16 protein-coding genes are annotated in these 15,670 nt (G+C 62.4%); all 16 read left to right on the plus strand.

Features of this window, described 5'->3' with window-relative positions:
• Positions 1-9 precede the first annotated feature (9 nt).
• Entirely contained in the window at positions 10-1,122 is a 1,113-nt protein-coding gene (locus UC34_RS06870) for a Rieske 2Fe-2S domain-containing protein (protein ID WP_218919564.1), read from the plus strand.
• A gap of 245 nt (positions 1,123-1,367) precedes the next feature.
• A complete protein-coding gene (locus UC34_RS06875; protein WP_044454871.1) occupies positions 1,368-2,276 on the plus strand; it encodes a VOC family protein in 909 nt (302 codons plus the stop codon).
• A gap of 86 nt (positions 2,277-2,362) precedes the next feature.
• Positions 2,363-3,174, plus strand: a protein-coding gene (locus UC34_RS06880) for an IS5 family transposase (RefSeq protein ID WP_157122994.1) whose coding sequence is annotated in 2 segments (ribosomal slippage) — positions 2,363-2,711 and positions 2,711-3,174 — 813 coding nt in all. Because the reading frame shifts where the segments join, the coding sequence is not laid out codon by codon here.
• Between the two features lie 33 nt (positions 3,175-3,207).
• Positions 3,208-4,071, plus strand: coding sequence for a CoA transferase subunit A (locus tag UC34_RS06885; RefSeq protein WP_237165258.1), 864 nt, complete (start codon positions 3,208-3,210; stop codon positions 4,069-4,071).
• 12 nt (positions 4,072-4,083) lie between these two features.
• On the plus strand, positions 4,084-4,905 hold the full coding sequence (locus tag UC34_RS06890) for a CoA-transferase subunit beta (protein WP_174556763.1): 822 nt from the start codon (positions 4,084-4,086) through the stop codon (positions 4,903-4,905).
• Positions 4,906-4,941: 36 nt separating this feature from the next.
• Positions 4,942-5,814 (plus strand): enoyl-CoA hydratase, encoded by an 873-nt coding sequence (locus UC34_RS06895; protein WP_044454875.1) that lies wholly within the window; start codon positions 4,942-4,944, stop codon positions 5,812-5,814.
• Positions 5,811-6,908, plus strand: coding sequence for an NAD(P)H-dependent flavin oxidoreductase (locus UC34_RS06900; protein WP_044454876.1), 1,098 nt, complete (start codon positions 5,811-5,813; stop codon positions 6,906-6,908). Before UC34_RS06895 ends, UC34_RS06900 begins: the two co-directional genes overlap by 4 nt.
• Positions 6,905-7,669, plus strand: a complete 765-nt coding sequence (locus UC34_RS06905) for an enoyl-CoA hydratase family protein (RefSeq protein WP_044454879.1) — start codon at positions 6,905-6,907, stop codon at positions 7,667-7,669. Before UC34_RS06900 ends, UC34_RS06905 begins: the two co-directional genes overlap by 4 nt.
• Before the next feature lie 38 nt (positions 7,670-7,707).
• Positions 7,708-8,874 (plus strand): acyl-CoA dehydrogenase, encoded by a 1,167-nt coding sequence (locus UC34_RS06910; protein WP_044454881.1) that lies wholly within the window; start codon positions 7,708-7,710, stop codon positions 8,872-8,874.
• Positions 8,875-8,884: 10 nt separating this feature from the next.
• Positions 8,885-9,949, plus strand: a complete 1,065-nt coding sequence (locus UC34_RS06915; RefSeq protein ID WP_044454884.1) for an acyl-CoA dehydrogenase family protein — start codon at positions 8,885-8,887, stop codon at positions 9,947-9,949.
• A gap of 3 nt (positions 9,950-9,952) precedes the next feature.
• Entirely contained in the window at positions 9,953-11,107 is a 1,155-nt protein-coding gene (locus UC34_RS06920; protein ID WP_044454886.1) for an acetyl-CoA C-acetyltransferase, read from the plus strand.
• A gap of 13 nt (positions 11,108-11,120) precedes the next feature.
• On the plus strand, positions 11,121-11,999 hold the full coding sequence (locus tag UC34_RS06925) for an SDR family oxidoreductase (protein WP_044454888.1): 879 nt from the start codon (positions 11,121-11,123) through the stop codon (positions 11,997-11,999).
• Positions 11,996-13,162, plus strand: a complete 1,167-nt coding sequence (locus UC34_RS06930; protein WP_044454890.1) for an acyl-CoA dehydrogenase family protein — start codon at positions 11,996-11,998, stop codon at positions 13,160-13,162. Before UC34_RS06925 ends, UC34_RS06930 begins: the two co-directional genes overlap by 4 nt.
• An 18-nt stretch (positions 13,163-13,180) precedes the next feature.
• The gene (locus UC34_RS06935; RefSeq protein WP_044454892.1) at positions 13,181-14,386 is read left to right on the plus strand and encodes an acyl-CoA dehydrogenase family protein; all 1,206 of its coding nucleotides are present in this window, start codon (positions 13,181-13,183) and stop codon (positions 14,384-14,386) included.
• Positions 14,383-15,174, plus strand: coding sequence for an SDR family oxidoreductase (locus UC34_RS06940; RefSeq protein ID WP_044454894.1), 792 nt, complete (start codon positions 14,383-14,385; stop codon positions 15,172-15,174). Before UC34_RS06935 ends, UC34_RS06940 begins: the two co-directional genes overlap by 4 nt.
• Before the next feature lie 7 nt (positions 15,175-15,181).
• Positions 15,182-15,640 (plus strand): MaoC family dehydratase, encoded by a 459-nt coding sequence (locus UC34_RS06945; protein WP_044454896.1) that lies wholly within the window; start codon positions 15,182-15,184, stop codon positions 15,638-15,640.
• Positions 15,641-15,670 lie beyond the last annotated feature (30 nt).

A 15,670-nucleotide genomic window follows, 5' to 3' on the forward strand; every position in this document is an offset into this window, starting at 1 on the left:
ATTGGAACGATGTCGACTGTTCAGCCTATCAATACCCTGCCCATCCAGAAGATCAAGGCGGAACCGCTTCCGGACCGATATGCCCGTGGCTGGCACTGCCTGGGGTTAGCGCAGGCTTACAAGGACGGAAAGGCCCACACCGTCCACGCATTCGGTACGAAGCTGGTGGCCTTCGCCGGGGAAGACGGAAACATCGCGGTGCTGGATGGCTATTGTCCGCACATGGGCGCGGATCTCGGACTGGGGTGCGTCAAAGGCAATACCGTGACATGCCCATTCCACCATTGGCAATGGGGCGCCGACGGCGTGTGCAAGGACATACCTTACGCGAAGCGGATTCCGCCCAAAGCGCGCATCAAGAGCTGGCCGGTCATGGAGCAGAACCATCTGCTCTTCGTCTGGAACGATCCGGAAGGCAACCCGCCCGATCCGCTCGTCGCCATCCCGCGAATCGAAGCGTGTTTCTCGGATCGCTGGACGCGCTGGAAGATCGAGGAATGGACGATCAACACCAACGTACGCGAGCTGGTCGACAACCTGTCCGATATGGCGCATTTCGGCCCGGTCCACGGCCAGAAGATCGATTACTTTGCCAACGTGTTCGATGGCCACATCGGCTATCAGATGGCGCGAGGCGGGCACGAGACGCTTTCCGACGGCGAACTGGTTGCCGACGACGCCTACTTTGGCCCTGCGTATCACATCACCCGAATGAGCGCCAAAGTCGCGGGGCACACGCTCAACTCGATTCTGCTGAACTGCCACGTGCCGATCGACCAGAACCGGTTCATCCTGCGCTTCGGCGTGATCGTGGAGAAGAATCCGGAACTCTCGGACGAGCAGAACGACGCGATTGCGGATAACTACATCACGCTTACCCAGAATGCGTTTCATCAGGACGTGGTGATCTGGGATTCCAAAACACGGGTCGACAACCCCCTGCTGTGCGACGGCGATGGTCCGCTCTATCAACTGCGCGAATGGTATTCGCAGTTCTACGTTGACGCGGCCGACGTCAAGAAGCAGCAACGCAAGGTATTCGAATGGCGGCGCGAGGAGGGCAGCTGGCGCCAGCGTGACGACGTGCCGCCCGAAGCCGTCAGCGAGCTCGACCGCATTTGAGGGGCGACCGGTCGAACCCCGGTTGGGTCTCAGTGGCGACGCACAGGATTCGCGTGCAGTGACCCGAGAGCGAACAAAGCGGCCCGATGGCTCGGATGCGAGCCGTCGGGCCGTTTTCCTTGGTCCCGGTGAAGCGCCGTTGGCCGTGCCTCGCCGAGGTTCGATCGTAGTCCCATTGGACGATGTTCCGGCGGGGGCATTCCCCGAGAATCAGGCTTACGCGATGGACATTCTTGGGAGCTTCGATGATTGATATTCGTGCACTTGCCTACGTCGTAGCAGAAGCCGCAGACCCCACCGCCTGGCGGCGGTTCGGGGAAGGCGTCGTCGGCGCCATGGCCTCGGATGCGCCGCAGGGCGGTGTCTATCTGAAGCTTGACGACCGCCCGTATCGATATCTGATCGTGCGCGGCGACCAGGACCGCTATTTCGCGTCGGGTTGGGAGGTCAAGGATCAGGACGCCTTCGACGCCGCGCGCGAAACGCTGGGCAGCGCCGGTGTGCCGGTGACGATGGCGACCGACCAGGAGCGGGCTTCCCGCCGTTTTCAGAACATGATGTGGTTCCACGATCCGTCGGGGAACCGCCACGAAATCGTCTGGGGCGCGATATCGGATTTCGTGCGCTTCGACTCGCCGCAGAAGGTTCCCGCGTTCGTGACGGGAGACCTGGGGATGGGCCACACGGTACTTGCGGCGCCGAACTTTGACGAGACCTGGGCGTTCTTTCGCGACGTCATGGGCTTTCGCATCTCCGACATCTACAACCACCGCGCCGCGGCGGACGCGCCGATTCAGCGTCTTTACTTCACGCACTGCAACAACGGCCGCCAACACAGTCTCGCGCTGTTCGAGTCGCCCAGGCCGCCGAGCGGCTGCGTGCACGTGATGGCCGAGGTGACGTCGATGACCGAAGTCGGGCGCGCGCTCGATCGCTGCAAGGCCCACGGATTCAAGGTGATGGCCAGCCTGGGCCAACACGTCAACGACGACGTGACCTCGTTCTACATGGCGACGCCCGGCGGATTCGCGCTTGAGTACGGCTACGGAGGGCTGGTGGTCGACTGGTCGCGTCACTCGGTATTCGAGGCCACTTCCATCAGCCATTGGGGGCATGACTGGAGTCTCGGTCTTGCGACGGGCGATACCAACTAAGAATCTCTAACAAAATGAGTTTACGGGGGCTGTTAACTCAAAGTGATTTTTGTTAACCTTTGCGCAGTCATCGCTGCGCAAAGGACATGGCCAAACCAATACTCGACGACGAACTGTGGGCAATCATCCAGCCACTGCTGCCGCCACCGAAGCCTCGGCGCGCCCGCTATCCCGGGCGCAAGCCGCTGGACGATCGTGCCGTGCTCACGGGCATCCTGTTCGTTCTGCAATCCGGCATCCCTTGGGAAATGCTGCCGCAGGAAATGGGCTGCGGCTCAGGCATGAGTTGCTGGCGACGGCTACATGCCTGGCAGAAGGCTGGCGTCTGGGATCGTCTGCACGAGGTACTTCTGGCCAAGCTCCGTGCGGCCGATCGCATCGACTGGTCTCGTGTAGTCGTCGATTCCTCTTCTATCCGGGCAGTGGGGTCGGGTCAAAAACAGGACCTAACCCCACAGATCGCGCGCGACCAGGTTCAAAGCACCACGTCCTGACCGACGCCCAAGGCATTCCACTGTCGCTGATACTCACGGGCGCCAACCGCAACGACATTACCCAACTGCTGCCACTGATCGAGGCGATTCCTCCGATTCGAGGCAAGCGCGGTCGCCCCTTGTCTAAACCGCACATCGTTCAGGGTGATCGCGGCTACGACCACGACAAGTACCGCAAGCCCCTGCACGCCGTCGGCATCGCCACCGAGATTGCTCGCCGCGGCGAGCCTCACGGCAGCGGTCTTGGCAAGACGCGTTGGGTTGTCGAGCGAACCATCGCGTGGCTGCACAACTTCAAGCGATTGCGAGTCCGCTTCGAGCGCCTCGCAATCATTCACGAAGCCTTCCTGAAAATGGCTGGTTGCATCATCTGCTGGCGCCATCTCAGGAAATCATTTTGTTAGAGCTTCTAAGACGGATTCACTATGCACAAACAAATGACTGCCGCAGATGTGGTGTCAAGGCTGCGCAGCGGCATGACGATCGGCATTGGCGGGTGGGGGCCGCGGCGCAAGCCCATGGCCCTGATCCGCGAAGTACTTCGCTCGGACCTCAAGGATCTGACCATCGTGGCCTACGGCGGGCCGGAGGTCGGCATGCTGTGCGCGGCCGGCAAGGTCAGAAAGCTGGTGTACGGCTTCGTGACGATGGACGCGATTCCCCTCGAACCCTACTTCCGGAAAGCGCGCGAGGCCGGTGAGATCGAAGTCGTTGAGTATGACGAGGGGATGTTCGAGTGGGGCTTGCGCGCGGCCGGCATGCGGATGTCGTTTCTCCCGACGCGTTGTGGACTGGCGACGGACGTGCTGGCCCGCAACCCGGCACTCAAGACGATCGCTTCTCCCTATGACGATGGTGAAGTGTACGTCGCCATGCCGGCGCTGAAGCTCGACGCAGCGCTGCTGCATGTCAACGAAGCAGACTGCCTGGGCAATACGCTCATCACGAGTGCCGATCCGTTGTTCGACCACCTGTTTGCGCGCGCGGCGACCGAGTGCTACGTGAGCACGGAGCGATTGCAGACGCGCTTCGCCCTGGATGCGGCGTCCGCCCGCCAAAACTACTTCGAACGGTATCTGGTCACCGGCGTGGTGCATTCGCCGTTCGGCGCTCACCCCACCTATAGCAATCCCGACTATGGATGGGACCTCTCTCATCTGAAGCGGTACAACGCGTCGGCGAACGAGGAGGACGGCTGGCGTGACTACGTGAGCGAGTTCATTGCGGGCACCGAAGCGGACTACCTGCGCAAGGTGGGCGGGGAAGAACACATCCGCACGTTGCCGTTGCCCGTTTTCTAGTCGAGAAATCCAATGAATCAGATTGCACAGGATGTTGTGTCGCAGGAGAGCGGCTTTTCATTGGCCGAGCTCATGATCGTGGCGGCGTCGGAAGCCTGGCGCGGCGACGGCGAAGTGCTCGCATCGGGCATTGGTGTCGTGCCCCGATTGGGGGCGAGTCTTGCCAAGATGACGCACGCGCCGCTGCTGCTCATGACCGACAGCGAGACTTTCCTGGTCGAGACACCGGTCCCGCTCGGGCCGCGTGGCGACTTCAAACCCGCCTACTCGGGCTACATGTCGTTCGACCGCGTGTTCGAGTGTGTGTGGGGAGGCAAGCGCCACGCGATGATCGGGCCGACCCAGATCGACAGGTATGGCCAGACCAATCTATCTGTCGTCGGCGATTACGCCAGGCCCAAGGCAGCCATGCTGGGCGTGCGCGGCCTGCCCGGCAACAGTATCAACCACGCCAACTCGTTCTTTGTTCCGAACCACAGTCCGCGCGTGTTCGTGAAGGGCGAAGTCGACATGGTGTCGGGTGTCGGCTACCAGCCGGCGCGCTGGCCGAAGGGCGCAAATGCCGCATTCGTCGACTTGAGGCGCATCGTCACGAACCTCTGCGTCATGGATTTCGAGGGGAAAAACCGCGCGTGCCGCGTTCGCTCGCTGCATCCGGGCGTGAGCTTCGACGAGGTTCAGGCGGCCACGGGATTCGAGCTCGAGATTGGAGACGACTGCGCGGTGACGGCTGCCCCGACGCAAGCGCAGCTCGAACTCATCCGCTGGCTCGATCCGCACAACCTGCGCGCAACGGTCATCAAGAACAATCCCCCTGGCGTACGTGGTGCATAAGCACATCGGCCAGATTTCATAGAGGAAGGGAGTGCCATGACGGGCGAACAGCATATCGAGAATGTGGTGTTGTACGAGGTCGCGAACGGTATCGCGACAGTGACGATGAATCGTCCCGAGTATCACAACGCCCAAAACTCCGAAATGACCTACGCGCTGGACGCGGCCTTTCGGCGAGCGTCGGATGACGATGACGTCAAGGTCATTGTGTTGCGCGGCGCCGGAAAGCACTTCTCGGCAGGACATGACATCGGCACCCCGGGGCGCGATATTCACAAGAGTTTCGAGCGCGCATCACTGTGGTACGACCACGTTGGCAAACCGGGCGGCGAGTTCCTCTACGTTCGCGAGCAGGAAGTCTATCTGGGCATGTGCCGACGCTGGCGGGAATTGCCCAAGCCGATGATCGCCGTGGTGCATGGCGCCTGCATTGCGGGCGGTCTGATGCTCGCCTGGGTATGCGATCTGATTGTGGCCTCCGACGACGCGTTCTTCGCCGATCCCGTTGTGCGCATGGGAATCCCCGGCGTGGAGTATTTCGCGCACCCTTACGAGCTGAACCCGCGCATTGCGAAGGAATTTCTGTTCCTTGGCGAACGCATGCCAGCGCAACGGGCTTATCAGATGGGGATGGTCAATCGCGTGGTCGCGCGCGACCAGTTGGTGGCCGAGGCGCAGAGTATCGCCGAGCGCATCGGCAAAATGCCTCGCATGGGGCTCGCGCTGACCAAGCAGGCCATCAACCATGCCGAGGATCTGATGGGCAAGCGCACGGCGATGGAGGCCGCCTTCGGATGGCATCACTTTGCCCACGCGCACAACGAACTCGTCTCGGGCGACAAGTTGGGCGGGTATGACGCGAAAGCGATGGCCAGCTCGCAACGTCCGGCAGTGGCCGAATCGAAATGACGATCTCGCTGCATACGCCGGTCTGCGATTGGCTCGGCTGTCGTTATCCCATCGTCCAGACGGCGATGGGGTGGGTGGCCGACGCGAATCTGGTCGGCGCGACGTCGAACGCCGGCGGTTTCGGTTTCCTGGCGTGCGCGACGATCGAGCCCGGGCGTCTGGAGGCCGAAATTCAGAAAGTCATACGACTGACCGACGCGCCGTTCGGCCTGAACTTTCACATGTTTCAGCCAAACGCCCGCCAGGTGATCGATCTGGCAATCCGCTACAAGGTCCGGGCGGTCAGCTATGGCCGTGGGCCGGACCGGCAGGTGATCGACCAATTGCGTCGTGCGGGCGTCGTTTGCATGCCGACGGTCGGGCACGTCAAGCATGCGATCAAAGCGGTTGAACTGGGCGCTGACATTGTCACGATCCAGGGCGCGGAGGGCGGCGGGCACACGGGGGCGACGCCGACCACCATCCTGCTGCCACTGCTCGATGCGGTGGATGTTCCGGTCGTGGCCGCTGGAGGATACGCCTGTGGCCGGGGTTTGGCGTCGGCGCTGGCCGCCGGTGCGGCGGGCGTGGCCATGGGCACGCGCTTTTTGATGACACGGGAGTCGCCAGTCCCGGCCCAGACCCTCGCGCGCTACCTCGAGGTCAACGATCCCGGCAGCATCCGGGTCACCAGCGTTGTCGACGGGTTGCCGCAGCGATTGATCCAGAACGAGGCGCTGCTTCGCATGGAGCGATCGGGCTGGATGCAACGCGTTCTGTTCAGCGCAAGCAGTGCGATGCGATGGAAGCGTGCCTGCGGCGCGAGCGTCTGGCAATCCCTGCGCGCGCTCAGAGCGATGGCGCTCGATGCGCGGCAAAACGGCGGTTCACTGACGCAGGCGCTGATGGCGGCCAACGCGCCGATGCTCATCCAGTCGGCCATTGTCTCGGGACAGCCGGAGCTTGGCGTGCTGCCGAGCGGTCAGGTCGCAGCGAGCATCGGCGAGCTCAAGCGATGCGCAGACGTCATCGAAGAGATCGCTGCGCAGGCGACGCAACGTCTGTCCCAACTTATCGAACATCAACAACGCGATCTGCACGAGAGGTGCGCATGAGTGTACAAAAGAAAGCTCCTTTCTCGCTCAGTCTGGACAACGGCGTGGCGGAGCTCGTGATCGATCATCCGCCCGTCAACGCGCTGGATAGCGATGGATGGCACGCACTCGCGGCGGCGATCGACGCACTGGGAGGCAATCACGACGTACGTGTGGTGGTCATCCGCGCCGATGGCCGCGGCTTTTGCGCGGGCGTCGATATCAAAGAGCTTGCGGCACACCCGGAGCGCATTGCAAAGGTCAATGCGGGCAACTACGCGACGTTTCGTGCGGTGCATCGCAGTCCCGTCCCCGTAATCGTCGCTGTGCACGGATTTGTCCTTGGCGGCGGCATCGGCGTCGCCGGCGCCGCCGACATCGTCGTGGCGTCCGAGTGCGCAACTTTCGGCGTACCGGAAATCGATCGTGGGGCCATGGGCGGCGGAGCACATCTTCAGCGACTTTTTCCGGTTCAGGTGGTGCGCCACATGTACTTCACGGGTGACTTCATCGATGCGCAGGAGGCATGGCGCCTGGGGGCAATCAGGCAGGTGGTGCCCCGTGAGCAACTCCGCGATTGCGCGATGGCGATTGCCCGACGCATTGCGGAGAAGAGCCCGAACATGGTCCGTCTGGCCAAAGAGGCGCTGAACGGTGTCGAGGACGGTGATCTTGAGAAGAAATACCGATGGGAGCAGGGGTTCACGCTCGAGGCATATCTCGCGGCGGATTCGGGGGAAACGCGAGCGGCATTTGTTGAAAAGCGCCGCGCGCAGTTCTAGACCGGCAGGCGTGCGCAACGGGGAATTGGGGGGATCGAATGAAACTTGATTACACAGCTGAGCAGTGCGAATTTCGCCGGGAAGTGCGTGACTGGCTGAGCGTTCATGTGCCGAAAACACCGCTCGTGAGCTTCGACACCGCCGAAGGATTCGAGCAACACCGTCAGTGGGAGAAGACGCTCAGTTCCGGGCGATGGAGCATGGTGACGTGGCCCAGGGAGTTGGGCGGGCGAGGGTGCGACCTGATCGAGTGGTTGATCTTCGAAGAGGAGTATTGGCGCGCCGGGGCACCGATGCGGGTCAATCAAAACGGTATTTTCCTCCTCGGTCCGACGCTGATGGATTACGGCACCGATGCGCAGAAGCAGCGATTTCTTCCGGGGATGGCGTCTGGCGACGAAATCTGGGCGCAGGGCTGGTCGGAACCGGGGGCGGGCTCGGACATGGCGGCGATTCGCACCAAAGCGATTCGCCATGGGGACCACTACGTGATCAACGGTCAAAAGACCTGGTCGACGCGTGCGGTGTGGGCCGACTGGCTGTTTGGCCTGTTCCGCAGCGATCCGGATTCGCAGCGTCATCACGGTTTGACCTTCCTGTTGGTGCCGCTCGACAGCCCCGGCATCACGATTCGCCCGATCCGACAGCTAAACGGGCTGCCCGGTTTTGCCGAGGTATTTTTCGACAACGTTCGCGTGCCGGTCGAGAACCGCCTGAGCGAAGAGGGCGCTGGCTGGCAGGTGGCGATGTCGACCGCGGGCTTCGAGCGAGGTCTCATGCTTCGCTCGCCGGCGCGTTTTCAGGCGACTGCCAAAGCGCTGGTGAATCTCTATCTGAAGCATCAGGCGAGCGTCGATGCCGATCCGTCGATCCGGGACGCGGTACTCCGGGCATGGATGGATGCGCAAGCCTATGCGCTGTCCACCTACAGCACCGCCAGCAGCCTTGGCAAGGGCGGGCATATCGGTCCGGAATCGAGCACCAACAAGATCTTCTGGTCGGAACTCGACCTGCGCATGCACGAGATCGCGATGCAGATTCTGGGATCCCGGGCGGAATTGTTGCCCGAGTCGCCGCAGGCGCACGACGTTGGCAACTGGCTGGACGGATATCTGTTTGCGCAGGCGGGCTCCATCTACGCCGGGACCAACGAAATCCAGAGAAACATCATCGCCGAGCGCATGCTTGGCATGCCGCGTGCGTGAGGATAGAACCATGGACTTCACCTTTACCGAAGATCAACTGCTATTTCGCGACGCGACCCGAAGTTTCCTCATGGTCGAGGCCTCTCTGGAGTTGCTGCGCGCACTGTGGGAGACGGACGCCGGACGCTCGACGGATCTGCGCAGCAAGTTCGCCGCGCAAGGACTGACAGGGCTTTCCGTCGACGCCGCCTACGGCGGATTGGGGCTGGGCGACGTCGATTGGGCGTTGCTCTTGCATGAACTGGGTTACTTCGCGATCCCCGATTCGTTGACTGACACTGCCTATCTGGCGGCGGGACTGCTTGGCGCGCTGCCAGCGGGGAATGCGGCGAAAAGCGATTGGCTTCCTCGCTTGGTGGACGGCAGTGCCCGCGTGGCTATCGGCTACCCCGTCAATCCTCTGGTCGCCGACGCCCATCTTGCCGATGTCATGCTCCTCGCCCACGAAGGCGAGATTCACGCCGTGTCGCGCGTGGACGTGGACCTGATTCCGAACACCAGCGTGGATCTGTCGCGCCGGCTCTTTCACGTGATCTGGCAACCGTCGGCAAAGACCCGGCTGACGGATGCGACGGCAGGTCAACCGATTTTGCGTGATCTGGTCAATCGCGGCGCGATATCGACGGCGGGGCAACTCCTTGGATTGGCAGCACGAATGCTGGACCTGTCGATCGATTACACCGCTGAGCGCAAGCAGTTCGGCAAACCGATCGGATCGTTTCAGGCGGTCAAGCATCTGCTGGCGGACGTGGCGGTGAAGCTGGAGTTCGCGAAACCGGTGGTGTACCGCGCCGCCTATGCGCTTGCCACCGAACACCCGCATCGCGACGTCTACGTATCGGCCGCCAAGCTCGCGGCTGCGGATACGGCGGCACTCGCCGCACGGCATGGCATTCAGGTCCACGGTGCGATGGGCTATACGTGGGAGCTCGACCTTCAAATTTTCGTCAAGCGGGCGCTCGCGCTCACGTCATCGTGGGGCGACCGCGCCTTTCACAAACAGCGCGTAGGGGCATTCGTATTTGCGCCGGATGCGCAGCTCGGCCCGGCCGACACATTCAACCATACGGACTAAACAATGGCAGAAGCCTATATTGTCGACGCATTGCGCACGCCGACGGGAAAACGTCGTGGATCGTTGGCCTCGGTTCACCCGGCGGATCTCGGCGCGCATGTGCTCAAGACACTCGTGGAACGCAACTCGGTGCCCGCTGAGGACTATGACGACGTCATTTTCGGCTGCGTCGACGCGGTGGGTCCCAATGCGGGGGTGATCAGCCGCACCTCCTGGCTGGCCGCGGGGCTGCCCACGCACGTGCCGGGGACCGTGATCGATCGCGCTTGCGGGTCTTCGCAGCAGGCGCTCCATTTTGCGGCGCAAGCCGTCATGAGCGGAACGCAGGACGTGGTCGCCGTGGGCGGCGTGCAAAACATGAGCCTGGTGCCGATCGCCTATGCAATGACGGCGGCCGAGCCGCTTGGATTTACCGACCCGTTTTCCGGAAGTCGTGGGTGGCGCGCTCGCTTTAGCGACCAACCGGTCAATCAGTTCTATGCCGCCCAGATCATTGCGGACAAATGGAAGCTCTCGCGCGAATCGATGGAAGCGTTTGCACTGGAGAGTCACCGTCGGGCGCTTCAGGCGATCAGGGAGGGGCGATTCGATCGCGAAATCACGCCTTTTGGCGGCTTGAACCACGACGAAACGCCACGCGAAACCACGCTGGAGAAGATGGCGTCGTTGTCACCGGTCGGCGAGGACTACCCGAAAATCACGGCGGCCGTCTCCAGTCAGACCTGCGACGCCGCCGCCGCGATGCTGGTGGTCTCCGAGGCGGCGCTCAAGCGGTACAACCTCACGCCGCGCGCTCGCGTTCATCATCTCAGCGTTCTCGCGGACGACCCGATCTGGCATTTGACCGCCCCCATTCCCGCAACCGCCGCCGCGCTGAAAAAGGCAAATCTGAGCCTCCAGGACATTGATCTGGTGGAAATCAACGAAGCGTTCGCCTCGGTGGTTCAGGCCTGGCTGATTGAAACGGGCTTCCCGCACGAAAAAACGAATGTGAACGGTGGCGCCATCGCCTTGGGGCATCCGTTAGGCGCTACTGGCGCGAAGTTGATGACGACGCTGCTCCACGAGCTCGAGCGTACCGGGGGGAGGTTCGGTATGCAGACAATGTGCGAGGGCGGTGGTCAGGCCAACGTGACAATCATCGAACGACTCGGTTGAAGGAGCTTCAGCAATGGGAATCTGTGATCAACGCACAGTCATTATTACCGGCGCCGGCGGTGGACTTGGCCGCGCGTATGCATTGGCCCTGGCCGCAGAGCGCGCCAGCGTCGTCGTGAACGACATTCGTCAGGAGGCGGCCCAGGCGGTCGTGGACGAAATCACGCGTCTCGGCGGCCAGGCCGTGGCCAATGCCGACGACATCACGACGCTGGACGGCGCGCGTCGCATCGTGGTGCAGGCGATCGAGCAGTTCGGCGAGGTGCACGTGCTGGTCAACAACGCAGGAAATCTGCGAGATCGCATGTTCGTCAATCTCTCGGAAGAGGATTGGGATGAAGTCGTACGGGTTCATCTGCGAGGACATTTTTGTCTTGCCAACACGCTTGCCCGGTACTGGCGGGATAAAGCCAAGGCAGGCGACACGGTGGACGCGCGCCTGATCAACACCAGCTCCGGAGCGGGGTTGCAGGGCTCCATTGCGCAGTCGAACTATGCAACGGCAAAGGCGGGAATTTGCGCCCTGACGCTCGTGCAGGCGGCGGAGTTGGGCAGATATGGCATTACGTCGAATGCGATTGCGCCGGCGGCAAGAACCTCGATGACCGAAGGCGCGATGCCGGACGTCGTCAAGAAGCCCGCCGACGGGAGTTTCGATTTCTGGGATCCGGCGAACGTGGCGCCGTTGGTGGTGTGGCTCGCAAGCCCGCTTTCACGACATGTTTCGGGGCGGGTTTTCGAGGCGTCCGGCGGGAAAATCTCGGTCGCGGACGGCTGGCGCACCGGGCCGGTGCAGGACAAAGGCGCACGGTGGCTCCCCGAGGAGTTGGGACCGGTGGTCGATGCGTTGATTGCGCGCGGCGTCGCGCCGCAAAAGGTGTACGGAACATGATCGGCGCACAGGACTTCTCGTTGACACCCGATCAGTTGATGATCCAGGAGTCTGCCGCGCAGTTTCTCGACGACAGAAGCGCCTCGGCAATGGTGCGCGCCGCCATGGAATCGGCGTCGGGGTTCGATGCGTCACTCTGGACGGCGATGTCACAGGACCTTGGATGGACCGGGACCCACATCCCCGAGGCCTATGGCGGACTGGATCTGTCCTTTGTCGAACTCACATTGCTGCTGGAGCAGATGGGGCGACGCCTCGCCTGCTCGCCGTTTTTTGCAACGGTGGTCATGGGCGCGACCACATTGATGATGGCAGCAGACCATGAGACCAAGGCTCGGCTCTTGCCGCAGATCGCCTCGGGCGAGCTGACGGCCACCGTTGGCTTTGGCGCACGCGGCGTCGATTGGGACCCTGCCAGCGTCACCGCAGTCGCGGAACCTGTGGAGGGAGGCTACCGACTGTCGGGAGGCTTCCGGCATGTGCCCGATGGGAGCACGGCGGCGCTGCTTCTGCTGGTGGCACGGCTGCACGGGGAGATTGCATTGTTTTCGGTCAATGCCAATGCCGACGGGCTGACGGCACGCGAGCACGCCAACCTCGATCGCACCCGGCGCATTGCACACGTAACGCTCGACGGCGTCGTCGTCGATTCGACGTCGCTGATATGTCGCGGGACATCGCTCAACGATGCCTTGGCGCGTGTGCGGGCAATGGCAGGCATTGCATTGGCCTCGGAGCAACTGGGCGCCGCACAGCAGTGTCTGGACATGACACTGGCCTATGCCGCCGAGCGCGTGCAGTTCGGTCGTCCCATCAACAGCTTTCAGGCCGTCAAGCATCGATGTGCCGAAATGATGGTGAAGATCGAGGCCACCCGATCGGCGATATACGGTGCCGCGCGCTTTGTGACCACGACACCCGACACGGCGTCGCTGCTCCTGGAAGCGGCATGCGCGAAGACATTCGCATCGGAGGCGCTGTTTTTCTGCGCGCAGGAAGCCATTCAACTGCACGGTGGCGTGGGATTCACCTGGGAATACGATCCTCACCTCTATTTCAAGCGCGCGCAGGCCTCGTCCCAGTGGTTCGGAAGTCCGGGGACGTTGCGCGAGGAAGTCGCCATCTCGTTGCTCGACGCAGCCCGGCCAGTGAGTTGCCAATAAGAACAGGAGTATGGGCAGATGAATCTCGCCGAACAAGACGAAGCTTTTCGCACGGAGGTTGCGCAATGGATGCGCGATCACCTGAGAGGAAAATTTGAATGCCTGCGCCACCGTGGTGGTGCTGGCGATGAAGACGCCTTTCCCGCGCTGCGCAAGGAGTGGGAGCAGGAGTTGGCGGCAGGGAAGTGGACGTGCGTCGGGTGGCCCCAAGCGTACGGCGGACGTGGGTTGTCCGTGGCGCAGCAGATCATTTTTCATGAAGAGTACGCGCGTGCTGGCGGTCCGGGTCACATCGGGCACCTCGGCGAGACGTTGCTGGGTCCCACGTTGATCGCCTACGGCACGCCGTCCCAGAAGGCGCGTTTTCTCCCCGGCATCGTGGCAGGGACCGAATACTGGTGCCAGGGGTATTCCGAACCCGGGGCGGGTTCCGATCTGGCCAACGTGCAAACCAGAGCGCGTCTCGACCAGACGACGGGCGAGTGGGTCATCGATGGCCAGAAGGTCTGGACGTCTCTGGCGCACGAGTCACAGTGGATATTCGTCGTCGCTCGCTGCGAACCGGGCTCGCAAGGACACAAGGGACTCATCTTCCTGCTGGTGCCGCTGGACCAGCCGGGGGTGGAAGTGCGGCCAATCCGGCAGATCACCGGAAGCTGCGAATTCAACGAGGTTTTCTTCGATGGTGCCCGCACCAGTGCCGAGAACGTCGTTGGCGAGCCTGGCGAGGGATGGAAAATCGCGATGGCGCTGCTCGGCTTCGAGCGCGGCCTGTCGTGGATCGGCATGCAGATGCACTTCGAGCATCAGTTACAGCTCGTTTGCAAGGCTGCGCGTGAGGCGGGCACCGACAAGATTCCGTCGATCCGCGCGCGCATTGCCGATGCGTGGATGGGCCTGAAGGTCATGCATTACAACACGCTGCGAACGCTCGCCGGCGGGCAGGATGGCAGCCTCACGCGCGAGGGCTACATCATCAAATACTACTGGTCGAACTGGCATCGCGATCTCGGCAAACTCGCGCTCGACGCGCTGGGACCGGAGGGCGACATCTTCATCGACGATTTCTCCAGGACACGACTGCAGCAGGTGTTTCTGTTCAGTCGCTCCGACACGATCGTAGCCGGGACCAACGAAGTCCAACTCAATATCATCGCTGAACGTGCGCTCGGGATGCCCAAGGAAATGCGCCCGCAGAAGCCGACAACGGAGACACGTGTATGAATGCCGTGCTTACGCCCCAATACGTATCGGGTCATCACCTGCTTTCCGGCAAATCGGCGCTGGTGACCGCTGCTGCGGGTGGCGGAATTGGTTATGCGACAGCGCAGCGGTTCGCGGAGGAGGGCGTGCGCGCTCTGTTTATCTCCGACGTGCACGAGCGGCGACTCGGCGAAGCCGTGGCCCGGCTACGGGATGAAACCGGTCTTGATGCAATCTACAGCCGGGTATGCGACGTGACGCAGGAAGATCAGGTGCAGGCGCTGGTCGAAGACGCGGAAGACCGCCTGGGCGGGACGGATATTCTTTTCAATAACGCGGGACTCGGCGGGCAAAAGCGCATCACGGAGATGACGGACGCGGAATGGCTGCGAGTCATCGACGTTTCGCTCAACGGCACGTTTCGTATGACGCGCGCGATGCTGCGCAAGATGGAAGTGCGGCGTCGTGGGGCCATCGTCAACAATGCGTCCGTTCTGGGATGGCGCGCGCAAAAGGAGCAGGCGCACTACGCGGCTGCGAAAGCCGGTGTCATGGCGCTCACGCGGTGCAGCGCCCTTGAGGCGGCGGAATACGGCATTCGCATCAACGCCATCTCGCCGAGTATTGCCATGCACGAATTCCTCAAGAAGACGGCCGACGAGACGCTGCTCTCGGCATTGGCGGGCAATGAGGCGTTCGGACGTCCCGCCGAAGTCTGGGAAATGGCGAACGTCGCTGTGTTCCTTGCAAGCGATTATGCCTCCTACCTGGTCGGGGAAGTCATCTCCGCCAGCAGCCAACGCGCATGAGGAAATGATGGCGAAACACTTCAATTCGGCCGAGGCACTCCTGTGTGCGGCTGGAAGTTCGCTTGGCACGACCGAGTGGCTCGAGATTGATCAGGCGCGCGTCAATCAGTTCGCCGACGCGACCGGCGATCATCAATGGATTCATGTGGACGCCGAGCGGGCGAGCGCCGGGCCGTTCGGGGCCTGCATCGCGCATGGCTACCTGACGCTCGCGCTGGCGGGCAGCTACTTCCTGTCTCGCCTCATCGATGTGCGCATGCGCATGGGCGTGAACTATGGATGCGAGAAAATCCGTTTCCCGGCGCCGGTGCCTGTCGGCCGGAGAGTCCGCGCGCATGGCGAGATCGTGAGCGTCGCCCCGGTCGATGGCGGCGGCGTTCATGCGGTCATCCGCGTCACGGTCGAGATCGAAGGCGGTGAGCGCCCTGCGTGCGTCGCGGACACAGTGTCGCGCTACTACTTCTGAGTCTGATATGGGGGGCTTCCTCGGGAAGCC

Origin of the sequence: Pandoraea vervacti (assembly GCF_000934605.2) — a bacterium.
Lineage (GTDB): Bacteria > Pseudomonadota > Gammaproteobacteria > Burkholderiales > Burkholderiaceae > Pandoraea > Pandoraea vervacti.

Coding starts and splice junctions, on each gene's coding strand:
- UC34_RS06870 (WP_218919564.1), top strand. CDS start 10: ATGTCGACTGTTCAGCCTATCAATACCCTGCCCATCCAGAAGATCAAG.
- UC34_RS06875 (WP_044454871.1), top strand. CDS start 1,368: ATGATTGATATTCGTGCACTTGCCTACGTCGTAGCAGAAGCCGCAGAC.
- UC34_RS06885 (WP_237165258.1), top strand. CDS start 3,208: ATGACTGCCGCAGATGTGGTGTCAAGGCTGCGCAGCGGCATGACGATC.
- UC34_RS06890 (WP_174556763.1), top strand. CDS start 4,084: ATGAATCAGATTGCACAGGATGTTGTGTCGCAGGAGAGCGGCTTTTCA.
- UC34_RS06895 (WP_044454875.1), top strand. CDS start 4,942: ATGACGGGCGAACAGCATATCGAGAATGTGGTGTTGTACGAGGTCGCG.
- UC34_RS06900 (WP_044454876.1), top strand. CDS start 5,811: ATGACGATCTCGCTGCATACGCCGGTCTGCGATTGGCTCGGCTGTCGT.
- UC34_RS06905 (WP_044454879.1), top strand. CDS start 6,905: ATGAGTGTACAAAAGAAAGCTCCTTTCTCGCTCAGTCTGGACAACGGC.
- UC34_RS06910 (WP_044454881.1), top strand. CDS start 7,708: ATGAAACTTGATTACACAGCTGAGCAGTGCGAATTTCGCCGGGAAGTG.
- UC34_RS06915 (WP_044454884.1), top strand. CDS start 8,885: ATGGACTTCACCTTTACCGAAGATCAACTGCTATTTCGCGACGCGACC.
- UC34_RS06920 (WP_044454886.1), top strand. CDS start 9,953: ATGGCAGAAGCCTATATTGTCGACGCATTGCGCACGCCGACGGGAAAA.
- UC34_RS06925 (WP_044454888.1), top strand. CDS start 11,121: ATGGGAATCTGTGATCAACGCACAGTCATTATTACCGGCGCCGGCGGT.
- UC34_RS06930 (WP_044454890.1), top strand. CDS start 11,996: ATGATCGGCGCACAGGACTTCTCGTTGACACCCGATCAGTTGATGATC.
- UC34_RS06935 (WP_044454892.1), top strand. CDS start 13,181: ATGAATCTCGCCGAACAAGACGAAGCTTTTCGCACGGAGGTTGCGCAA.
- UC34_RS06940 (WP_044454894.1), top strand. CDS start 14,383: ATGAATGCCGTGCTTACGCCCCAATACGTATCGGGTCATCACCTGCTT.
- UC34_RS06945 (WP_044454896.1), top strand. CDS start 15,182: ATGGCGAAACACTTCAATTCGGCCGAGGCACTCCTGTGTGCGGCTGGA.